We start from the raw sequence: 20,334 nt of genomic DNA, 5'->3' as shown, positions 1-20,334 counted from the left end.
AGTGTCGTTTAGCTAATTGCTGGCGAGGAACTATGAACGAAAAAGTTTTGTTGGGTACCCGAAACGTGGCGATCGTGGGTCCCTATCTAAGTGGAAAAACTACACTTCTGGAAAGCATTTTGTCTGTGACCGGAGCGATCACTCGCAAAGGCAAGATGCAAGATAAAAATACGGTCGGGGATAGTGCGCCAGAAGCCCGCGATCGCCAAATGACTGTGGAAGTCAACGCCGCCTACACTGAGTATGGCGGCGTTCATTTTACGTTTTTAGATTGTCCTGGTTCCATTGAGTTTATCCAGGAAACCTGTAATGCCCTGATTGGGGTAGATGCGGTTGTCATTGTCTGTGAACCTGTTGCAGACAGGGTTTTGACCCTGGCACCCCTGTTCAAGTTTCTGGATAACTGGCAGATTCCCCACCTGGTTTTTGTCAACAAAATGGATCGGGCAGATGGCGATATTAGCCGTGTCTTGCAAGCTTTGAAAACAGTCTCTAGCCGTCCTCTAGTGGCACACCAGTATCCCATTGGAGTGGGAGACAACCTGGTTGGGTTTATCGATCTGGTGACTGAACAGGCATACCATTACCATCCAGGCGCACCGGCTGACCCCGTCCCCCTGCCTGAATCGCTACGAGAGCAGGAGAAAGCTGCCCGCAACGAAATGCTAGAGACTCTGGCAGATTTCGACGATCATCTGTTAGAAGAACTCCTGGAAGACATTGACCCACCTCAAGAAGAAATCCTGAAGGATTTGAAGATGGAGTTGGGTGCCGATCAGATTGTACCGGTTTTCTTTGGGGTCACCGATCAGGACTACGGGGTGCGTCCCCTCCTGGAAGCGTTGCTGCGGGAAGCTCCTGAACCTGAAGCAACGGCTGAAATCCGGGGGATTACGCTCAGTAATAGCGCCCCCCTGGCGCAGGTATTGAAGACCTACTACACCCCACAGGGCGGAAAACTGTCCCTGGTTCGGGTCTGGCAGGGCACCTTAACCGATGGGATGACACTAAACGGCACTCGGGTCGGTGGGATCTACCGCCTCATGGGTCAGCACCAGCAAAATCTAGACAGTGCTGAAGCGGGTGAAATCGTGGCTTTAGGTCGCCTGGAAAGCATCAAAACCGGAGATACGCTCACAACCGATGCTTCAACCAATAACGAACTGCCCAAAGCCGAGCATTTGGCTCCTGTGTTTGCCCTCGCAATCACGGCTGAGATCCGTAGTGATGAGGTCAAACTGAGCAGTGCCATGACAAAACTGCTGGAAGAAGATCCGTCCCTGAACTGGGAACAGCATGGGGATACCCATGAAGTCATTCTCTGGGGGCAGGGAGACATTCACCTCCAGGTAGCGCTGGATCGGCTGCGGCGCAAGTATAATTTGCCGATGATCACCCATTTACCTCAAATCCCCTACAAGGAGACGATTCGCAAGCCTGCTGAGTCGATTCATGGGCGCTATAAGCGCCAAACCGGTGGGCATGGACAGTTTGGTGATGTTTACCTGGATATCAAGCCCCTGCCCCGTGGGGAAGGATTCAACTTCCACGAAAAGATTGTGGGTGGGGTGGTGCCCCGACAGTACATCCCTGCTGTAGAAAACGGGGTGCGGGAATACCTGGTTCATGGTCCGCTTGGTTTTCCCGTTGTGGATGTGGATGTTACCCTGACGAACGGGTCGTATCACACCGTTGATAGCTCTGAACAGGCATTCAAGCAGGCAGCCCGAATTGCCATGCAGGAGGGGATGGCGAAGTGCCAGCCCACCTTGCTGGAACCGATTCTAAATGTCACGGTTTCGGTGCCGTCAGACTTTACCTCAAAAGTGCTGCGGTTGGTCAGCGGTCGGCGGGGTCAAATTCTGGGCTACAATGGCAAACCGGACTGGGCGGGTTGGGATCAGGTTTCTGCCCAAATTCCCCAGGCGGAGATGCATGACCTGATTGTGGAATTGCGATCGCAAACGATGGGCGTTGGCTTCTTCAACTGGGAATATGACCACCTGCAAGAGGTGCCAGACAAACTAGCTGAACGGGTAATTGCTACCACCAGTCAGGGCAATGGCAATCACAACAAATAGTTGAACCCAATACCAAAATTGAGGACTGGCAAGCGATCGATCTCGTGATGCCCAATAGATCCCCGACTTCTTAATCCATGCTGACCTGGGATTAGTGATTCAGCCAAAGAAGTCGGGGATCTTATTTTCATGCTTCCGTTCAGCCATGCCGCCCGTACTGTTCCTTTCTCAAGCCCTTTTGGCTCAGTGTTGTGAGAACATAGAGACTTGTCATCAGCGACCAATCAGCCTTTAACAAAATGGAACAGAATCGCAAGTCAACGGCTATTATTACGGGTGCCTCCTCAGGGGTTGGCTTATACGCCACAAAAGCCCTTGCTCAGCGGGGGTGGCATGTGATTATGGCGTGTCGAGATTTACAAAAAGCCAAAAAAGCTGCTGAGGAAGTGGGAATCCCCGAGGGCAGCTACACCGCCATGTTTATTGATACGGCATCCCTGGAAAGTGTGCGCCAGTTTGTCAAAGATTTTAGGGCAACGGGCAAATCCCTGGATGCGCTGGTGTGTAACGCCGCCATTTATATGCCCCTGCTGAAAGAACCACTCCGCAGCCCAGAAGGTTACGAATTGAGCGTGGCGACCAATCATCTGGGGCATTTTCTGTTGTGCAATCTCATGCTTGAAGATCTAAAGCACTCTTCGTCGTCAGACCCACGGCTTGTGATTTTGGGAACCGTCACCCACAACCCGAAAGAGCTGGGCGGAAAAATCCCACCCCGTCCTGACTTGGGCGATTTGAAAGGATTTGCCGATGGGTTTAAAGCGCCCATCACGATGATCGATGGCAAAAAGTTTGAACCAGTGAAAGCGTACAAAGACAGCAAGGTCTGTAACGTTTTGACAATGCGCGAGTTGCATCGACGCTATCACGAGTCCACCAGCATTACCTTTACTTCCCTCTATCCCGGCTGTGTGGCAACAACCGCCCTATTCCGCAATCACTACCCTCTATTCCAGAAACTTTTCCCTATCTTCCAGCGCTATATTACAGGCGGCTTCGTCTCCGAAGAACTTTCTGGAGAGCGGGTGGCAGCGGTGGTGGCTGACCCTGAGTACCGCCAGTCTGGGGCTTACTGGAGTTGGGGAAACCGTCAGAAGAAAGATCGCAAGTCATTTGTGCAACAGGTTTCACCTGAGGCAAGCGATGCAGATAAGGCAAAACGCATGTGGGAGTTAAGTGAAAAACTGGTCGGGATTGCCTGATACCTTATACCAGTTCAATATGAATTTGCCCTTAACAAGGGGCTTAAGCCCCTTGTTAAGGGCGTGATTCTGTGCAGCTTCAAAGAGAATTAGTATCCGGCTCATTCCATCAACAACCAGAGGCGCTTCAAGGAATTAGAAGGAGACTTGTCTCCTTGCCCACACTCGTTGAGAGACCAGCATCGTTCGATATATTCGACCTGTTGGTCTTTCTCAGTTAGCTCCTCTACCAACAACTTGAGAAACCCCCGCCAGAACCAGCTAACCATAAAGGTAAACGGGGGGCTACTGCGATCGCTGCAAACGGAATCAGAAATGAGTTCCTGCTGTTTATAAACTTGCCATTGATAATCTTCTACCAGGTTGTGGTTTAAGAGTTTCATGGTGAACCTCCTCAATTTTGAACATTGTGGAGGCACTTCAAAACCTGTCACCAAACCCTCGCCTTAAAAAGTTGCGAGCGCATGTCCGAATCTTTTTCTGTGCCAATAAATACTATTTTAGAAATATTTTTCAGATCGTGCAACCCGCGTGTCAAGACCTCCTCACATCCCAACCACCTGATAATTGTGGAATGATTGTCTCTGCCGTACTTTGGAAGGTAACTACTCATTCCAATAACGCCAGATCGGCAATTTGTTAATGCCAAATTCTCAAACTAATGACCTTTTTTACAGCAGTGTGGTGATTGAACACATTGTACCGAGGGGTAAAGGGCTTGCCTTTCGGGTATGGCACGCTCATCTAATTCGCAGTGCCAGAACCTATGAAGGCTTTGTTCGAGCCGACTTGTGTGCACCCTTGAAGTGCAAGGACGGAGTAGTTAAGTGGTATTCCATTATCCACTTTGACACCCCAGAGCGATTGAATCGCTGGTTAGCGTCAGACGATCGCCGCGATCTGCTGGAGTCAGGGCAGGATATTTTTCAGGCTTACCGATTCAAATCCTTTACCACGGGGTTAGAAGGTTGGTTTTCCCTAGAAGCAGGTTCAGAGCAAGTCGGGTTAGGACCTCCAGCCTGGAAGCAAACCCTGGCGGTGGTGCTGGGACTATATCCCACAGTCATGACTCAATCGATGATTTTTGCATCACTTGGCATTATGCAATCCTGGTCACCTGCCAGTTCCATGCTGGTTAACAATCTGATCACATCCTGTATTCTGACCTGGATGGTTATGCCTGTTGTCAGGCGGTTGATGAGCTTTTGGTTGCAGCCTTCCTACAAGCTTTTCTCAGTCAAAACGGATGTGATTGGGGCGATGATTGTGGCGATGTCATTGGGATTGTTGGTTGTGTTATTCGATCGCTGATATTAATCAAATTAGTTGTGAGAATCGACAGATTACTGTGACCAATTACAAGCGAGCGTCATAGTATTGCCAGAATCGTCGGGTTGCGTAGTGCATCAAATTTCTCGGCAATGCCCCGCTTCAAACTCAGCGATCGCCTCTCGAGCTAACGCCTCTAATTTACCCTCTGCAATGTCCTGCTCTAGCTGTTCATCCCAGCGTTCATAATCGAGATCGAAAAACCAAAGTCTTAGCCTCTCAAACTCACTTGATGGCAGCGAAAGAATTGCTGCTTCATCTGCTCAAGGTTTGACATGAACAGGTTTACCTCTATGCTCTTAGGAGAATTATAACTTTGCTGGAAAGGGCAAGCCATGCTCGTGTATTCCCGCAAACCACTGTCTCACCTACAACCTTAAACTAGCCGCCTCTTGAACGCTGACAGCTATGACTTCGGTTGCGCCCGCTCCTACCAATGACTGAGAGGCATATCTTTTACATTACTCTAGTAGTGCTTTGTGGCAGAAGTTTTGCGCTCGTGAAGTGGCTGGGTGGATGTTCACGCCCCAACTGGGTAGTTATTTCTGCCAGCCTCCACTAGGTAATCGCTATTATTCCCCGGCACTCACCAAACCCAATTCTGGCGTAGCCTGCCTTTTCGCAGTAGCCGCGAAAAATGATCTCATCGCCATCTGAGAGAAACGATCGCACTTCTCCGGTGGGCAGTTCAACGGGCTGAGTACCGCGATGGGTCATTTCCAGCAGGCAACCCTGGGTATCGGGGGCGGCACCGGAAACCGTACCACTTGCCATCAGGTCACCGGGACGCAGGTTACAGCCATTGCTGGCATGGTGGGTGAGCATTTGTGCCAGGGTCCAGTACATCTGGTTGAAGGAGGTGTGGCTCAATCGGAAGGGTTCCATCCCGGCTGCTCGCATCTGAGCCGTGCGAATCTTTACTTCCAGGGTGATGTCGATACCACCCAATTGAGTGTTAGTGGAGGATGCCAGATAGGGCAGGGGGGCTGGATCCTCCGCAGGACGGGAAAACGCCGGACAGCGGAAGGGAGCCAACGCCTCCAGGGTGATAACCCAGGGTGAAATTGTCGTGGCAAAACTTTTTGCCAGGAATGGACCTAAGGGCTGGTATTCCCATGCCTGGATATCCCGTGCCGACCAGTCGTTGACCAGACACAGCCCAAACAAATGGTCTTCCGCCTGATCGATGGCGATCGCCTGCCCCCGTTCATTTCCAGCACTGACGAACCAGCCTACTTCTAATTCGTAGTCCAGCAGGCGGGTGGCTCCAAAGCTGGGAATGGCTTCGTCGGGCTGCTTGCGCTGTCCCTGGGGGCGCTGGATGGGGGTGCCGCTGGGAACGATGGAGGAGGCGCGACCGTGGTAGGCGATCGGCACAAATTTGTAATTTGGTAAGAGGGGATTGTCTGGGCGAAACAGTTTACCGACATGGGTGGCGTGAAAAATGGAGGCGTAAAAGTCGGTATAGTCTCCGATCACAGCAGGCAATACCATTTCAACCTCCGACAGGGGCACCAGAATACCACTGTCAGGCGATAGGGGTTGATGACTGGTTTGCAGAAACTGACTCAGTTGATGGCGCAGGTGCAGGGAAGCCTCAGAACCGAGAGCCATCAGGGGATTTAAAGGGGTGGCTGTGCAGGCGACCTGTACTTTTTCTGGAAGTTTCGGCAGCAAGCCCAGCCGCACTGTTTGAACCAAATCTAAAACCTGGTCTCCGATCGCAACGCCAATCTGAGGGGATTCTGTTCTTCCCTGGCGGCGAAACACACCCAGGGGCAAGTTTTGGATGGGAAAGTCGGTACCGGGTTGATTGGCTGACTCTACCCAACTTTGCAAATTCGGGTTGTGAGTTGCGTCAACAGAGTGTTTCATAACAGGTGTAAGGATTGAAGGTCATGGATAGGTTCTTGAAACGAACAGGAACCAAAGGAACGGAAGCAATGCTGCCGGGTTTCTGCCAGGGTGGCACAGTCTAGAAAATACTGATTCCAACTAATACCGCTATCACTGAATTGGAAGTTTTCAATAGAAGCGGTTTCGAGAACTTCTAAGCCTTGTTCTAAAGTGATTTTTTGCTGGAATGCCAAGGCAGATAGAATCACCACATTTAAAAAGCCATGCATTCGCGTGAACGGACTGTCTCGCTGGTAAGTCAGGGGATAACAGGCGGGTAAGGGATGGTGCAAACCGGCGGTTGCCTTGAAGGGGACAGCAGCTTGGGCACAGGCTACGATGAAACGGCTTAACTGAGCATTAGTGGGAAAGGCTGGAGCCTTGATGCCACCAGTTCGGATTTTTGCCGCTGCTCCTGCGTGTTTTAGACCGTCCAGGTAAGGGGCTGGATCTTCGGTGAAGGGAACTTCGACAAAGGTTTCGATTTCCCTGGGCAGGTTAGCAAGGATGGGCGCGATCGCCGCCGGTTTCAGAGGCGGCAGTTCTACAGCCGTGATAGTAATTTCTGAACTGTCAAAAGATTGAATTTGGGCGATCGCATCCTCCAGGTCTGCCGTCAGAATGATGCTAAGTGAGCATGGTTTTAAGCAAACTGTGGACAGTAATGCGGCGAATTCCTCCAACCTGGATGCAGGTAGCACAAAGCGACCCAGCATCCAGGAATCGGCTGACATCTGGTATTGGGCATAATTTTCCATTGCTTGCCGCATATCCAACTCTGCCGGAGGAAAGAGACCAGCATAGTCCACAATCGAGGTAAGGAGGGTTTTGACTGAGTTCAGCATGAGGATTAACCTCCCTGTGCTTACTGCAATGGGCTTACTGCAATGGGCTTACTGCAATGGCAATGAAGTCGAAGTTTTGATTTCATTCAAGACAATATTGGTCCTAATCCGGTCTACACCGGGAATTTGGGTGATTTTCTCCGACAATAACCGTTCTAGATGTTGATGGTTTGCTACTACGACTTTTAATAAATAGTCAAACTCACCCGTCAGGTGATGGCATTCCAATACCTCTGGCAGTTCTGTAACCTGATGGCAGAATTCACCGACACATTCGGGTTGGTGATGCGCCAGTGTTACCTGGGCAAAGCACAACAGGTCTAAACCGAGTGCTTCTCGATTCATTAACGTGACATAGCGCCCAATGATGCCGGTTGTTTCTAGTTTCTTCAACCGCTTTTGCAGTCCGGGTGTGGAGAGATTGACCTGACGGGCTAATTCAGTGCTGGTAACGCGGCTATTTTCTTGAAGCAGTTGCAGAATTTGACGATCAATATCGTCAAGCGCTTGAAGTGATTCTGGGTTTTTCAGTGCTGGCTTCACTTTGGGTTTTCCTCTGGCAGGCTGTTTGGGCAAAGTAGCTCTTCCTTGAATGATGCTCGTAGCAGTAGCAGCGAGCTATTTCATTACGGATTTTAACTTAGTCTGTTAAGAAATACTCCTTGATGATTCCCTATAGTTGATTTTATAATCGAGTTACGGACTTTTAGTTTAATTGTTTAACTAGTTAACTAAAAGTCCGCAGGCTCAAATCAAACCGTTGCTGGAGTAGGTTTTTGAGCGATAAGCGCGATCGCGCATTCACCTACCGCGCATTCACCTGTAGACAAGTCGTTCAGAAAACAAATTGCTCATAAGACAAGCTGCTCAAAACTTGAGATCTCAAGTTTGAAATTGAGAGTGCTGTTACCGGGTTAGTCACTCTCCATATCGTGAATGTTTATTGTACAACAGCGAAACTTTGAAGGTGTTGGGTTTCGCAGTAGTTCTATCCAGCCTACTTTCAAGACTGACATTTAGCATCATTACAAGTTAATCATATCCATGCAGCGATCTCTGTCGGCTGATTGCTCAATCAAGAAGAGCCATTAGTACACAGGCTGTATGCAAGGAGGTTTATCCATGAATCATATTTTCCCTGTTAAACGCTTTGATCATCTAGAGTTTTATGTGGGAAATGCCAGACAGTCGGCGCGGTTCTACGCTCAGTGTTTTGGGTTTAGCCATACTGCCTATCAAGGACTAGAAACCGGTAATCGCAAGGTCGCGTCCTATGTGATGGAGCAGGGAGAAACTCGCTTTGTGCTTAGTTCAGCACTCCACTCAAGCCATGCGATCGCAGACAGTGTGCAAAAGCACGGGGATGGAGTTGCGGTGATTGCGTTGGAAGTGCCGGACGTGGTCAGAGCTTACCAGGAAACGACTGCTAGAGGGGCGACAGGAGCCATTCCAGCGACCGAAATGGAAGATGACTATGGCGTCCTGCGCTACTCTGCAATCCATGCCTATGGAGACGTGTTGATCAAGTTTGTTGATCGGGCTGACTATGCTGGAGTGTTTGCACCGGGTTTTGTGCCTCGACAAGAACCTGCGTCATCTCCATATAAGTTGTCCAGACAAACCGGGCTAAGGTCGATCGACCATATAGTTGGTAATGTTGAGTTTGGTCAAATGGATCGCTGGGTGCAGTTTTTTGCTGACATTATGGACTTCAATCTGTTGATGAAGTTTGATAGCGAAACCATTTCGACCGAGTACTCTGCCCTGATGTCTAAAGTCATGCAAGACAGTAGCGGTAAGATTAAGTTTCCCATTAATGAGCCAGCATCCGGCAAACGTAAATCCCAAATTGAAGAATATCTGGAATACAACCACGGTCCCGGTGTGCAGCATATTGCCCTGGCAACTGACAATATTATTCAAACTGTCACCACGCTTAAGCAGTTTGGGGTTGAATTTCTGACCGTGCCCCAGACCTATTACAACCATTTAGAACCCTGGGTTGAAGAAATTGATGAGCCAATCGACCAATTGGCAGCGTTAGGAATTCTGATTGATCGAGATGAAGCCGGTTACCTGCTCCAGATCTTTACCCAACCCGTCCAGGACAGACCCACTCTATTCTTTGAAATCATTCAGCGGCAGGGTTCCCAGGGTTTTGGAGAGGGGAACTTTAAGGCACTGTTTGAAGCGATCGAACGGGAGCAGGCATTGAGAGGAAACCTTTAGGAAAATGAGTTATTACTACAAGTTGGGCACGATTCCCCACAAGCGCCATACCCAGTTCCGCCAATCCGATGGCTCTTTGCACCACGAAGAGTTGATGGGAATTCATGGGTTCTCAGGGATTCAATCGCTGCTTTACCATCTGCATCCACCAACTCAAATTCAAAAGATTTTATTAGAGAAATGCGTAAAAATTCGTTATGGAGAAATGGATGCTTTACGTCCCCGCCATTTGCGGACAGCGATGGTAGATCAGACCGGCGATGCGATCGCCTCCCGTGTACCTCTGTTAGCCAACGCTAATCTTTGTATTTCGGTTGCCCGTCCAACTGAACCGATGGCTTACTGGTATCGGTTTGCCCAGGGTGATGAGTTGATCTTTATTCATCGGGGTACGGGTATTTTAGAAAGTCAGTACGGGATTCTGCGCTATCGCCCCGGTGATTATTTAGTGATTCCGACTGGTGTTTTGTGGCGAATTCTGCCGGATGGTGAGGTTGAGCAGCGAATGCTTGTCATAGAGGCTCAGGGGCATATTGAACCGCCTGCCCGCTACCTCAACCGCTATGGGCAGTTTCTAGAACATGCACCCTATAGTGAGCGGGATATTCGCCCACCGGATGAACTGGTGACCCATGATGAGGAGGGTGAATTTGAGGTGCAGGTGAAGGCACGCGATCGCATTACCCATTACCTGTTCCGCTACCACCCCCTGGATGTGGTGGGTTGGGATGGGCATCTCTACCCATTTGCTTTCAATATTGAGGATTTTGAACCGATTACGGGACGGGTGCATCAACCGCCCCCGGTGCATCAAACCTTTGACGGTCCGGGATTTGTGGTGTGTTCGTTTGTACCGCGCCTGTTTGACTACCACCCCCAGGCAATTCCTGCCCCCTACAACCATTCCAATGTGGATTCAGATGAAGTTCTTTACTACGTGGGTGGGGCTTTTATGTCACGAACCGGAATTGAGCCAGCGTCGATGACGGTTCATCCAGGAGGGATTCCCCACGGTCCCCATCCGGGCATGTATGAGGGGTCAATTGGGCAAGAACGGACGGATGAACTGGCGGTGATGATTGATGTTTTTCATCCGCTTAATTTTACCGAACAGGCAATTGTAGTTGAAGACAAGGAGTATGCCTACAGTTGGAGCGTTTAAGAGGGATTTAAAGTTCACAAATAATAATTCAAACAGCAATTTGAAAAGTTAGGAGGACTCGATTATGGTTTATGTTCTTACCAATCCTCCCAGTCACTCAACCATTTCTCCACGGATTGAGGAACGCTTGCAGAAGGGGGAGCTAACCCAGGAACAGGTGAGTCAGTTTCAGGATTTTCTAGGGGAGGTCGATCGCGAATTTTTACAGCATCGGATTATCACGGATAATGCTTACACTCGCTGGTTTGCAGCCGGTACTGCTACCGATGAAGAACTGCGTCATTTCATCAAACAGTTCTCGGTTTTTTCCAACCAATTTTTGATTGCAGCCCTGTTAAAAGTGATTAACTCACCCACACTGCAACAGTCCCGTGCCAGCCGGGAGATTTTGCTGAACGAGTTGGGTGTGATCTACCGCAGAACCGGGCAATTCGCTGCCCCTGCCCCAGTTCAAACAAGTTTAGACAAAGACCGGGAAGGCGACCCGGAACTGGTCAGCACGGAAGGCACCGTCGATGGGGGGATTTGCCGATTTCGAGCGGCTCATTTTGAGTGGTTGACTGGCGTGGCAGAGGGGTTAGGGTTGCACTACGAGGACATTGGCAAGCGCAAGCACGGTAGACCCACGACTTTACACTTTTGTGATGAGTTGCAGCGGCTCTATGGCAGTGACGATCCAGCCATTTCAGAAGGTGCCAGCTTTGCCGTAGAAAACTGGGCTGCCGCCGGTTTCTGGCAGGAATTGGAAGACGGGCTGATGCGACTCAAACAGCAGCGTTACCCCAACTTGCATCTGGCATTTTTTACCTGGCATAACCGGGTTGAGGCACAACACGCCGGACACACCTTGGAAGAACTGGAAACAGTCTATTTCAGCTCCAATTTTGACCGCAAAAAGTTTCTGCAAGGAGGCAAAGAAATCCTGGAAGCGATCGCCGTTTTCTGGGATGGACTGGAACGCGATCGGCTAGACCACATTTATCTGTAAAGCACTTGCATTCGACCATTGGGAGCGACCTATGGATAGCCACCCCTATTTTCCCCCCTCTGCCCAAGGCATTCAGCTAATTCAAGCCTTTGCCCACCTCTTTCGGCTACCGTTAGCAATCATGGCAGCTCTGGCAAGTTGTGCAACCATCTATGCCGTGGATGCCACCACCCCACTCTGGAAGTATGGATTGATGGCAGTCATTCTATTCTGCATGACCGCTGCTGCCTGTGCCATTAACGACTACTGGGATGTAGACAAAGACCGAATTGATCATCCCGATCGCCCCTTACCATCCGGTGCCCTTTCCCTTCAGCAAGCCTGGTGGGCGGCGATCCTTTTGTTTGGGATTTCACTAGTGGGGGCAATCCCACTGGGGCTTTATCCCACAATAGTCGTTGCTGTCAGCGTTGGCTTGCTATGGAATTACTCCCATCTCCTGCTTTACAGTGGCATTTTGGGGAATTTCATCGTTGCGACCATTGGCTCTACACTGATTTTTTTAGGCAGCTTAGTGGCAAACCGTCCCTTTGCCATGCTTTATCCCACTGGGTTTCTCTTCTGCTATGCCCTGGCAAAGGAAATCGTCTGGGATGTGCATGATGCCAAGGGCGATCGCAGTCAGGGCATTACCACCATTGCCAATCTGTGGGGCGATCGGGCAGCCTTTTCCATTGCCTGGACCTTACTTGCCGGGTTGTTAGGGTCCATCCCGATTGCATTCTATAGGCTACCAATGGCACATCCCTGGCTATTTGTAGGATTTGCCTCAGCAGTTTTATTCACCCTGGGCGTGGCACTTGCCCATTACCAACAACAGCGCAGTGCGATCGCCTATCAAACGTTTATCTCATGGGAACGGTTAAGCATGATGTTTGGAGTATTTGCCCTCTTAGCCACTGCCCCACCAGGGGTTTAAATTAATAAACGAGGTTGCTATGGAAAGCTTTAGCCTGACACTAGAACAACAGTTTCAAATGAAATTAATTAAAGAATCAACTCAACAGATGACCCCTGAGCAAATGCAAGAAACGTTGATTCAGGTGTCACGGTTACTGATGGTAAAAGACAATGTGATTCGCAGCCTGATGAAAAGTTGCCTCATTCTCTAAGGCTGGGAGAGGAGTTGGGAGTTGAAAGTTGAAAGTTGAGAGCCATTAGTTCTTGAGAAACTCTAAACTTCAAACTCTAAACTCTAAACTTCAAACTCTAAACTCTAAACTTGACCTTACCCCTCACACCTTCTAGACGAGGACCGATGCTTAAGCACTGCGACCCATCTCCAGTCTGGATTCCATCCACCGAGCAGATCCAGGCAACCCATATTGCAGATCTGATGGATGAGTTGAAGATCGACTCCTATTCATCGCTCCATGCCTGGTCAGTTAACCAGCGGGCTGAGTTTTGGGCAGTGATGATTCGCCGGTTAGGAATTCGGTTCAGGCAACCCTATCGTCAGGTGCTTGATTGTTCTCAGGGTGTGGAATATCCTCAATGGCTGGTGGATGCAAGTCTCAATATCGTTGAAAGTTGCTTTCAGGCACCGGAGACTGCCCCTGCCATTTTCTTCCAGCAAGAAGGGGCAATTTTGAGCCTGACCTATGGCGAACTGTTAGCCCTCACTAATCGGGTGGCAAATGGACTCGTCCATGCCGGATTTCAACCGGGGGATGCGATCGCCATTGCGATGCCCATGACTCCCCCATCCGTTGCCATCTACATGGGCATCATCAAAGCGGGCTGTGTGGTCGTTTCGATTGCTGATAGTTTTGCTGCCAGTGAAATTGCCACCCGCCTGCGATTGGCAAAGGCAAAAGCAATTTTTACCCAGGACTACACCCAGCGCTCCGGAAAACAATTACTGCTCTACACCAAAGTTACTGAGGCAAATGCACCGAAGGCGATCGTGCTGCCGCTGGGTGATTTATTATCGGTTGAACTGCGATCTAGTGATTTAACCTGGCAGCAGTTTTTGAGTGCCAACGAACAGTTTGATGCCATTCCTGTAGCCCCCTCTGCCCATAGCAATATTCTGTTTTCCTCCGGCACCACTGGCGACCCCAAAGCGATTCCCTGGACCCACACCACGCCAATTAAATGTGCCTCCGATGCCTACCTGCACCATGACATCCATCCAGAAGACGTGCTGGCATGGTATACCAACCTGGGTTGGATGATGGGACCGTGGTTGATTTTTGCCAGTTTAATCAATCAAGCGGCGATCGCCCTTTACACCGATGTCCCCACCGATCTCGCCTATGGTCAATTTATCCAGGATGCCCATGTCACCCTGTTGGGAGTCGTTCCCAGCCTGGTCAATGCCTGGAAAACGACTGGCTGTATGCAAGGGTTAGATTGGAGCAGCATCAAAGCCTTTAGCTCCACCGGGGAATGCTCCAACCCCCAGGACATGCGCTACCTGATGGCTCTAGCAGGCAACAAACCCGTGATTGAGTATTGCGGTGGCACCGAAATCGGCGGCGCATACATCACCGGCACCCTGGTTCAACCCTGTATTCCTGCCACCTTTACCACCCCCGCCCTCGGACTGGATATTGCCATCCTCGACCCCAACGGTAACCCCGCCCCAAAAGGGGAGGCCTTCATCCTCCCCCCCTCCATTGGACTTTCCACCGAACTTCTCAACAAAAACCACCATCAAGTCTACTTCGCCTCCTCCCCCTCTCCCCCCCTCCGCTGCCACGGCGACCAGCTAGAACGCCTCCCCAACGGCTACTTCCAGGCACACGGTCGCGTCGATGACACGATGAACTTAGGCGGCATCAAAGTCAGTTCCGCCGAAATTGAACAGGTACTCAACACCGTAGAAGGCGTTTGCGAAACCGCTGCGATCGCCCTCCCCCCCGCCGAAGGCGGACCCTGCCACCTGGTCGTCTACGTCGTGCCTTCCCCCCATGCCCAGAAAACCAAACCAGAACTACTCACCGAACTTCAAACCGCCATCAAACAACAGCTCAACCCCCTATTCAAAATCCACGACCTAGTCATCGTAGCAACCCTCCCCCGCACCGCCTCCAACAAAGTCATGCGACGGATTTTGCGCGATCGCTACCAACCCCACCCCCCCTTACCCTCCAGCCAACCAAAAACCAACCAACTTCCACTTCCCACGAATCAATAGCCTAGTTCTGGAGGGGGTCTGGGGGACGCAGCCGTCCCTCAGATCGGGGGGTTTGGGGGGCAGCCCCCCAAGCCAGGTTTTGCCTTCCCACCTAAAGTTCCGCGTTGCTGATTTTGGATACAAATCGAGAGCTATAAGAACTGAAACTTCCCTCCAAGTCATATAGCTATTAGCTATTCAGCACCACCTGAATTAGCCAACCCCACCCCCAATTCTCAAAACCTTCCCATCAATAAAATCATGGTTCTCCCTACATTTAACAAACAGCCCCTTATTTCTCTCAGACTTAAAGATTACGAAGTCAACCCAGAAACCGGCTTCCTACCACCCCAATCCCCCGCCAAAACTGAACTACCCAAAGACCTTCAACCCATACAGGAAACCGCAACCCATTTACCCAAATGGCTAACCCTTAGACACATTCGCCACAGACTTCAACAACTCCCAGAAATCAACCTGGAACAGCATCCATTAGACGACATGCAACTGCGTCGAGCCATGCAGGTCTATTCTTACCTGACCCATGGCTACATTTGGGGAGAATCCCCCCCAGTCAACGTTTTACCCCGTAACCTGGCTGTTCCCTTCCACCAAATTGCCCAGCAACTGGGGCGACCGCCCGTTTTATCCTACGCCTCCTATGCAATGGATAACTGGCTCCGGATTGACGAAACCAAACCGATCGCTATCGGCAACATCATCATTGGGCAAAACTTTCTGGGTGGAATCGATGAAGACTGGTTTATTTTAATTCACATTGACATTGAGGCAAAAGCCGCCCGCGCCTTAGCCACCATTCCCTCAATTCTAGAAGCCATCGCCAATCACGATGCGATCGTCATCATCCACGGATTAAAAGCAATCAAACATGCATGGGAAGCCATCAACCTGACCATGAACCGGATGCCCGAAGGCTGCGACCCCTACATCTACTACAACCGGGTGCGCCCCTACATTCACGGCTGGAAAAATAATTCTGCCTTACCCGATGGGCTAATTTATGAAGGCGTTGAAGCGTATGGCGAACAGCCCCAACTGTTTCGGGGAGAAACGGGTGCCCAAAGCGCGATCGTTCCCACAATGGATGCCCTGTTCAATATCACCCATGAACACGACCTCCTATGGGAATTTCTGACGGAAATGCGCCAGTACATACCACCCAAACATCGTGAATTTATCGCAGAAGTCGAAAACCGTTCCACCCTGCGTGACTTTGTTAAAACTCATAACGAACAAGTCCCTAAATTGAAAGACTTATATAACGATTGCATTTCTCAAATTGAGCAATTTAGAACCAAGCATTTAGAATTCGCCGCCCAATACATCCATCAACAAGCCGCCCACTCCAACAACGACACCAATGTTGGCACCGGCGGCACCCCCTTCATGAACTACCTGAAAAAACACCGTGATGAAAACAGCAAACACCTGTTGAAATGAAATGTTCCTCTCTCCCTTCCCCACCATCTGACCCCTGCTCCCTCACCCCTATTCCAAAAGCGAGTAAACCATGATGAAATTTGCCGAACGAATGAATCACCTGGGTACGGAATCTGCCTTTGAGGTCTTTGCCAAAGCCAAAAATCTAGAAGCACAGGGCAAAAGCATTATTCACCTTGAAATTGGTCAGCCCGACTTTCCGACCCCAGCCAACATTTGCGAAGCTGCTTGTGAAGCAATGAAACAGGGCTACACAGGTTACGGTCCCGCTGCCGGATTAATAGAGTTTCGTCAGGCGATCGCCGATCACGTTGCCAGAACCAGAGGCATCAATGTTCATCCCAACGAGGTGGTGGTGACTCCCGGTGCCAAACCAATTATTTTTTTTACCCTGATGGCGTTAGTCGATGCTGGTGATGAAGTGATTTATCCTGATCCAGGATTTCCCGTCTATGAATCGGTCATTAACTTTGTTGGTGCCAAAGCCGTACCTTTACCATTACTAGAGGAAGTCGATTTTCGATTTCGGATGGATGACTTGATTGATGCCATTTCCGATCGCACAAAACTATTGATCCTGAACTCTCCCCAAAATCCCACTGGGGGACTGCTAACCGCAGAGGATCTAGCAGCGATCGCCCATCTCGCCAATCAGCACGACTTTTACATCCTTTCGGATGAAATCTACTCCGGCATCATCTACGACGGACAACACACCAGTATCCTCCAATTTCCTGGCATGAAGGAGCGTACCATCCTGCTTGACGGACACTCCAAAACCTATGCCATGACTGGCTGGAGGCTGGGTTACGGAGTTGCCCCTGAACCCATTATTGACCAGATCACCCGCCTGATGATTAACTCCAATTCTTGCACCTGCTCCTTCACCCAAATTGCCGGAATCGAGGCACTCACAGGACCCCAGGATGCCGTCAACCAGATGGTGGCAGAATTCAAGCGCAGAAGAGATGCGATCGTCGAGGGCTTGAATCGCATTGAAGGCATTCACTGCCTCAAACCTGCCGGAGCCTTTTACGTTTTTCCCAACGTCGCCCAGCTCCCCCTCCCCTGTGACAAACTGGCAGATTACCTGTTAGCAGATGCAGGCGTTTCGGTTCTATCAGGAACCGCCTTTGGCAAATGGGGCGATGGTTACCTCAGACTTTCCTATGCCAATTCCCTGGAGAACATTCAGGAAGCATTACAGCGAATTCAAGTGGCAGTAAGCACGCTTTGACACTCACACCAAACCTTATGAGATTTTATAGGAATTCTATGACCAGGATTCGCTCTAGTGCCGTGCCGCAATGACCCATTTCTACAAACGAGTAAAACTCATTGCTCGTAAAGAAGCACTTGACGCGATCGCTCTTTTCCATAGCATGAAACCTTCATGCGATAGGGGTGCTTCTCAAACTGCCTTCTGGGTTTGATCAACTCATTGCTAAAATAATCTATCTTGTACTTGCCAAATTACTTGTCAAAGTTGCCCAACGCTCAACGGTTCAAAATTGCTGATTGCCTGCTAACAAACGTTCTTTTTGCCTCCAAAGATCCTTAAATAAACCTCAACTGCTAACCCATGAGCCTGACTGCTGACATCCTCTCTCAACTACCCGGAGATATACTAGGAGCGCTCCGGCAAGCAGATGCCCGCTGGCACTCTCTGAAAACGGGAAATCTCCCCATCCCTCAAGTGGTGCAGGAGGATAGCGAACCACTGGAACCGGATTGGGATGTCGTCATTTGTGGGGGCACCCTGGGAATTTTGCTAGGGGCAGGATTGGCTCAACGGGGATGGCGGGTTGCTTTAATCGAACGGGGGACATTGCGGGGACGGGAACAGGAATGGAATATTTCCCGCAAGGAGCTTCAGGCATTTGTCAAACTAGGTTTGTTGACGGAAGCCGAACTGGAGCAGGCGATCGCCACCGAATACAATCCTGCCCGCGTCAGCTTCTTAGATGGACCAGAAATTTGGGTCAGGGATGTGCTCAACATTGGAGTAGACCCGGTGTTTCTGTTGGAAACCTTAAAGCAACGATTCCTTTCCTGGGGTGGACAGTTGTTTGAGCAGACTCCATTTACAGGCGCGGTGGTTCATCCTGATGGGGTGCAGGTCAAGGCGGGAGAGCAGGAATTCAAAACTCGTTTGCTGCTGGATGCAATGGGGCACTTTTCCCCAATTGTGCAGCAGGCACGGCAGGGCAAACAACCGGATGCAGTCTGTCTGGTGGTGGGCAGTTGCGCTACGGGCTTTGCTGACAATGCATCCGGTGATTTAATCGTGTCTTTCACGCCGCTGCAAAACCAGTGCCAGTACTTCTGGGAAGCTTTTCCTGCCAGGGATGGCAGAACGACTTACCTGTTCACCTACCTGGATGCCCACCCCGATCGCCCCAGTCTGGAAACTTTATTTGAAGAGTATCTGCGTCTGTTGCCCGATTATCAAAACGTGTCTCTGGAGCAGCTTCAGTTTAAGCGGGCGCTGTTTGGCTTCTTTCCCTGCTACCGCCAAAGCCCACTCAAGTTGCACTGGAACCGAATTTTACCCGTTGGAGACAGCAGCGGCAGTCAGTCTCCCCTCAGTTTTGGTGGGTTTGGGGCAATGGTGCGCCACCTGGAGCGGCTGACTAGCGGGACTCACGATGCGTTGCAAAACAATGCTCTCGACCAAAAAGCGTTGGCGCTGTTGCAACCCTATCAGCCCAGCCTATCGGTCACCTGGCTGTTTCAGCGGGCAATGAGTGTAGGCATGGATCAGAAAATTACGCCCAACCAGATTAATCAATTGCTTGCCAGCGTGTTTACTCAAATGGAGCAGTTGGGCGATCCGGTATTGAAGCCCTTTCTACAGGATGTGGTGCAATTTTCGGCACTATTTCAAACCCTGGTCAAAACCTCTCTGGCGCAGCCCGGTATGGTGTTCAAAATTCTGCCTCAGGTTGGACTGCCCACCCTGCTAGACTGGATGGTACATTATGCCAGTCTGGCAGTCTATTCCGGGTTATCGCCAGTGGGGCAGGCTTTGCAAGTGTGGAGCGATCGCCTCCCACCCACCCAACAATACTATCTGCGGCGCTGGGCAGATGCCTGGAAGTATGGTTCTGGAAACGATTACATAGAATAGGAATCAGCAGTCAGCAAACAATCCCTATCTGTTCACCCCTAAGTTGGGAGCGGAGACTTTGCCGGATCAAGGATTTAGCCAAATTCCTTGATGAGTTAGGGGCATGGTAGCCGTTCAATCTTATCTGCCGTAGGCTGGATTGGGCAATTTCCCAGCGCGGATATCCCTGGCTTTTCAGATACAACGCTTCCCTTGTGCGCTGCACCCGTGGATGGGGGGATGAAAACAAAATCTAGCCCGTCAAAGGATATCTCCTTCAGTTCTCCCCACCCTGATAACTCGCCCATCTCTCAACTCAAGCCCCCTTTCGCTGGCTGCCAAATCGCGCATAAATTCAGCTTTGTCTTCCGGTGAAATGAGAATAGATTTCAGTTTTCCATTGCTCTGATAATCTACCCGCAATCTGTCAAGCGACAAGGCTGGTGAACTTAAAGGGTTTCTCGTTGGGCGCACCTCATAAACAGATGTAAGCGGTATCTGCCACCACAATAATCCACTCCGTATGCTTAAATCCGACGCAGTAATTTGGTAGTAAAGCGGATGCGTTACCCCGACGATCACGAACCCAGTGACAACATTAATCAGGATGGAGAGCCACCCCACCTGGCTATTCCCCTTGGAAGATAGGAGATTGTAGATGCCCCAAATGGATTGCAAAATGATCACTATTGCAACGATAACCAGTATGACAACAAGCCACCAATCCTTCTTTGAGTAATAAATCATAGCCTGCCTTTCTCCCAATCATCTAACTGAACCACTATGCACTGAAAGTGCATAGGTTCCTAAAGGGCTGAAAGCCCAAGTTAATCTACTCAAGTAGGAAGTTATCGCGCTCCTGATTCGATGGACTCCGATGATGCTCTAAATACTCCTCCACTAACTGCTCA

The 20,334-nt window shown here is 50.2% G+C and carries 17 protein-coding genes; 12 read left to right on the top strand and 5 right to left on the bottom strand.

From position 1 onward, the window contains the following. Positions 1–32 precede the first annotated feature (32 nt). Positions 33–2,081 carry an elongation factor G gene (locus AC1S52_RS23925; protein WP_482031550.1) on the top strand — a complete coding sequence of 683 codons (2,049 nt, stop codon included), beginning with the start codon at positions 33–35 and terminating at the stop codon, positions 2,079–2,081. Positions 2,082–2,320: 239 nt separating this feature from the next. Beyond that, a complete protein-coding gene (locus AC1S52_RS23920; RefSeq protein ID WP_482031549.1) occupies positions 2,321–3,283 on the top strand; it encodes a protochlorophyllide reductase in 963 nt (320 codons plus the stop codon). A gap of 101 nt (positions 3,284–3,384) precedes the next feature. On the opposite strand, the gene AC1S52_RS23915 is transcribed toward AC1S52_RS23920, so the two are convergent. After that, entirely contained in the window at positions 3,385–3,666 is a 282-nt protein-coding gene (locus AC1S52_RS23915) for a hypothetical protein (protein ID WP_482031548.1), read from the bottom strand. A gap of 259 nt (positions 3,667–3,925) precedes the next feature. Between AC1S52_RS23915 and AC1S52_RS23910 the strand changes: the two genes are divergently transcribed. Then, positions 3,926–4,594, top strand: a complete 669-nt coding sequence (locus AC1S52_RS23910) for a hypothetical protein (RefSeq protein ID WP_482031547.1) — start codon at positions 3,926–3,928, stop codon at positions 4,592–4,594. A gap of 576 nt (positions 4,595–5,170) precedes the next feature. On the opposite strand, the gene fahA is transcribed toward AC1S52_RS23910, so the two are convergent. The 3 genes from fahA to AC1S52_RS23895 are packed head-to-tail and all read right to left on the bottom strand — an operon-like array spanning position 5,171 to position 7,929. Beyond that, positions 5,171–6,487 carry a fumarylacetoacetase gene (fahA, locus tag AC1S52_RS23905; protein WP_482031546.1) on the bottom strand — a complete coding sequence of 439 codons (1,317 nt, stop codon included), beginning with the start codon at positions 6,485–6,487 and terminating at the stop codon, positions 5,171–5,173. Continuing rightward, the gene (locus tag AC1S52_RS23900) at positions 6,484–7,353 is read right to left on the bottom strand and encodes a hypothetical protein (RefSeq protein ID WP_482031545.1); all 870 of its coding nucleotides are present in this window, start codon (positions 7,351–7,353) and stop codon (positions 6,484–6,486) included. The genes fahA and AC1S52_RS23900 overlap by 4 nt, the downstream gene beginning before the upstream one ends. 48 nt (positions 7,354–7,401) lie before the next feature. Then, positions 7,402–7,929, bottom strand: coding sequence for an Lrp/AsnC family transcriptional regulator (locus tag AC1S52_RS23895; protein WP_482031544.1), 528 nt, complete (start codon positions 7,927–7,929; stop codon positions 7,402–7,404). Positions 7,930–8,475: 546 nt separating this feature from the next. Between AC1S52_RS23895 and hppD the strand changes: the two genes are divergently transcribed. The 9 genes from hppD (at position 8,476) to AC1S52_RS23850 (ending at position 19,444) form a co-directional block, all read left to right on the top strand. Next, on the top strand, positions 8,476–9,582 hold the full coding sequence (gene hppD, locus AC1S52_RS23890) for a 4-hydroxyphenylpyruvate dioxygenase (protein ID WP_482031543.1): 1,107 nt from the start codon (positions 8,476–8,478) through the stop codon (positions 9,580–9,582). Positions 9,583–9,586: 4 nt separating this feature from the next. Continuing rightward, entirely contained in the window at positions 9,587–10,744 is a 1,158-nt protein-coding gene (locus AC1S52_RS23885; RefSeq protein ID WP_482031542.1) for a homogentisate 1,2-dioxygenase, read from the top strand. Between the two features lie 64 nt (positions 10,745–10,808). Continuing rightward, positions 10,809–11,732, top strand: coding sequence for a hypothetical protein (locus AC1S52_RS23880; RefSeq protein ID WP_482031541.1), 924 nt, complete (start codon positions 10,809–10,811; stop codon positions 11,730–11,732). Positions 11,733–11,763: 31 nt separating this feature from the next. Continuing rightward, positions 11,764–12,651, top strand: coding sequence for a geranylgeranylglycerol-phosphate geranylgeranyltransferase (locus tag AC1S52_RS23875; RefSeq protein ID WP_482031540.1), 888 nt, complete (start codon positions 11,764–11,766; stop codon positions 12,649–12,651). A 19-nt stretch (positions 12,652–12,670) separates the two neighbouring features. Further along, positions 12,671–12,844 carry an NblA/ycf18 family protein gene (locus AC1S52_RS23870; protein ID WP_482031539.1) on the top strand — a complete coding sequence of 58 codons (174 nt, stop codon included), beginning with the start codon at positions 12,671–12,673 and terminating at the stop codon, positions 12,842–12,844. Positions 12,845–12,990: 146 nt separating this feature from the next. After that, the gene (locus AC1S52_RS23865) at positions 12,991–14,874 is read left to right on the top strand and encodes an AMP-binding protein (RefSeq protein ID WP_482031538.1); all 1,884 of its coding nucleotides are present in this window, start codon (positions 12,991–12,993) and stop codon (positions 14,872–14,874) included. A gap of 240 nt (positions 14,875–15,114) precedes the next feature. Further along, the gene (locus AC1S52_RS23860) at positions 15,115–16,314 is read left to right on the top strand and encodes a PrnB family protein (RefSeq protein WP_482031537.1); all 1,200 of its coding nucleotides are present in this window, start codon (positions 15,115–15,117) and stop codon (positions 16,312–16,314) included. Between the two features lie 70 nt (positions 16,315–16,384). Beyond that, complete coding sequence (locus AC1S52_RS23855; RefSeq protein ID WP_482031536.1) at positions 16,385–17,551, top strand: pyridoxal phosphate-dependent aminotransferase; 1,167 nt, start codon at positions 16,385–16,387, stop codon at positions 17,549–17,551. A 345-nt stretch (positions 17,552–17,896) separates the two neighbouring features. Then, positions 17,897–19,444 carry an FAD-dependent oxidoreductase gene (locus tag AC1S52_RS23850; protein WP_482031535.1) on the top strand — a complete coding sequence of 516 codons (1,548 nt, stop codon included), beginning with the start codon at positions 17,897–17,899 and terminating at the stop codon, positions 19,442–19,444. A 240-nt stretch (positions 19,445–19,684) separates the two neighbouring features. Here the strand turns inward: AC1S52_RS23850 and AC1S52_RS23845 are convergent, their stop codons facing one another. After that, positions 19,685–20,170 carry a PH domain-containing protein gene (locus AC1S52_RS23845; protein WP_482031534.1) on the bottom strand — a complete coding sequence of 162 codons (486 nt, stop codon included), beginning with the start codon at positions 20,168–20,170 and terminating at the stop codon, positions 19,685–19,687. Positions 20,171–20,334: the final 164 nt, after the last annotated feature.

The organism is Kovacikia sp. CALU 1929 (assembly GCF_056784235.1).
The sequence above is the reverse complement of the archived record's forward strand: the minus strand, read 5'-3'. Positions and strand labels throughout refer to the sequence as shown.

Excerpts from the sequence above, each read along its gene's own strand:
- AC1S52_RS23925 (WP_482031550.1), top strand. The coding sequence starts at position 33 with ATGAACGAAAAAGTTTTGTTGGGTACCCGAAACGTGGCGATCGTGGGT.
- AC1S52_RS23920 (WP_482031549.1), top strand. The coding sequence starts at position 2,321 with ATGGAACAGAATCGCAAGTCAACGGCTATTATTACGGGTGCCTCCTCA.
- AC1S52_RS23915 (WP_482031548.1), bottom strand. The coding sequence starts at position 3,666 with ATGAAACTCTTAAACCACAACCTGGTAGAAGATTATCAATGGCAAGTT.
- AC1S52_RS23910 (WP_482031547.1), top strand. The coding sequence starts at position 3,926 with ATGCCAAATTCTCAAACTAATGACCTTTTTTACAGCAGTGTGGTGATT.
- fahA (WP_482031546.1), bottom strand. The coding sequence starts at position 6,487 with ATGAAACACTCTGTTGACGCAACTCACAACCCGAATTTGCAAAGTTGG.
- AC1S52_RS23900 (WP_482031545.1), bottom strand. The coding sequence starts at position 7,353 with ATGCTGAACTCAGTCAAAACCCTCCTTACCTCGATTGTGGACTATGCT.
- hppD (WP_482031543.1), top strand. The coding sequence starts at position 8,476 with ATGAATCATATTTTCCCTGTTAAACGCTTTGATCATCTAGAGTTTTAT.
- AC1S52_RS23885 (WP_482031542.1), top strand. The coding sequence starts at position 9,587 with ATGAGTTATTACTACAAGTTGGGCACGATTCCCCACAAGCGCCATACC.
- AC1S52_RS23880 (WP_482031541.1), top strand. The coding sequence starts at position 10,809 with ATGGTTTATGTTCTTACCAATCCTCCCAGTCACTCAACCATTTCTCCA.
- AC1S52_RS23875 (WP_482031540.1), top strand. The coding sequence starts at position 11,764 with ATGGATAGCCACCCCTATTTTCCCCCCTCTGCCCAAGGCATTCAGCTA.
- AC1S52_RS23870 (WP_482031539.1), top strand. The coding sequence starts at position 12,671 with ATGGAAAGCTTTAGCCTGACACTAGAACAACAGTTTCAAATGAAATTA.
- AC1S52_RS23865 (WP_482031538.1), top strand. The coding sequence starts at position 12,991 with ATGCTTAAGCACTGCGACCCATCTCCAGTCTGGATTCCATCCACCGAG.
- AC1S52_RS23860 (WP_482031537.1), top strand. The coding sequence starts at position 15,115 with ATGGTTCTCCCTACATTTAACAAACAGCCCCTTATTTCTCTCAGACTT.
- AC1S52_RS23855 (WP_482031536.1), top strand. The coding sequence starts at position 16,385 with ATGATGAAATTTGCCGAACGAATGAATCACCTGGGTACGGAATCTGCC.
- AC1S52_RS23850 (WP_482031535.1), top strand. The coding sequence starts at position 17,897 with ATGAGCCTGACTGCTGACATCCTCTCTCAACTACCCGGAGATATACTA.
- AC1S52_RS23845 (WP_482031534.1), bottom strand. The coding sequence starts at position 20,170 with ATGATTTATTACTCAAAGAAGGATTGGTGGCTTGTTGTCATACTGGTT.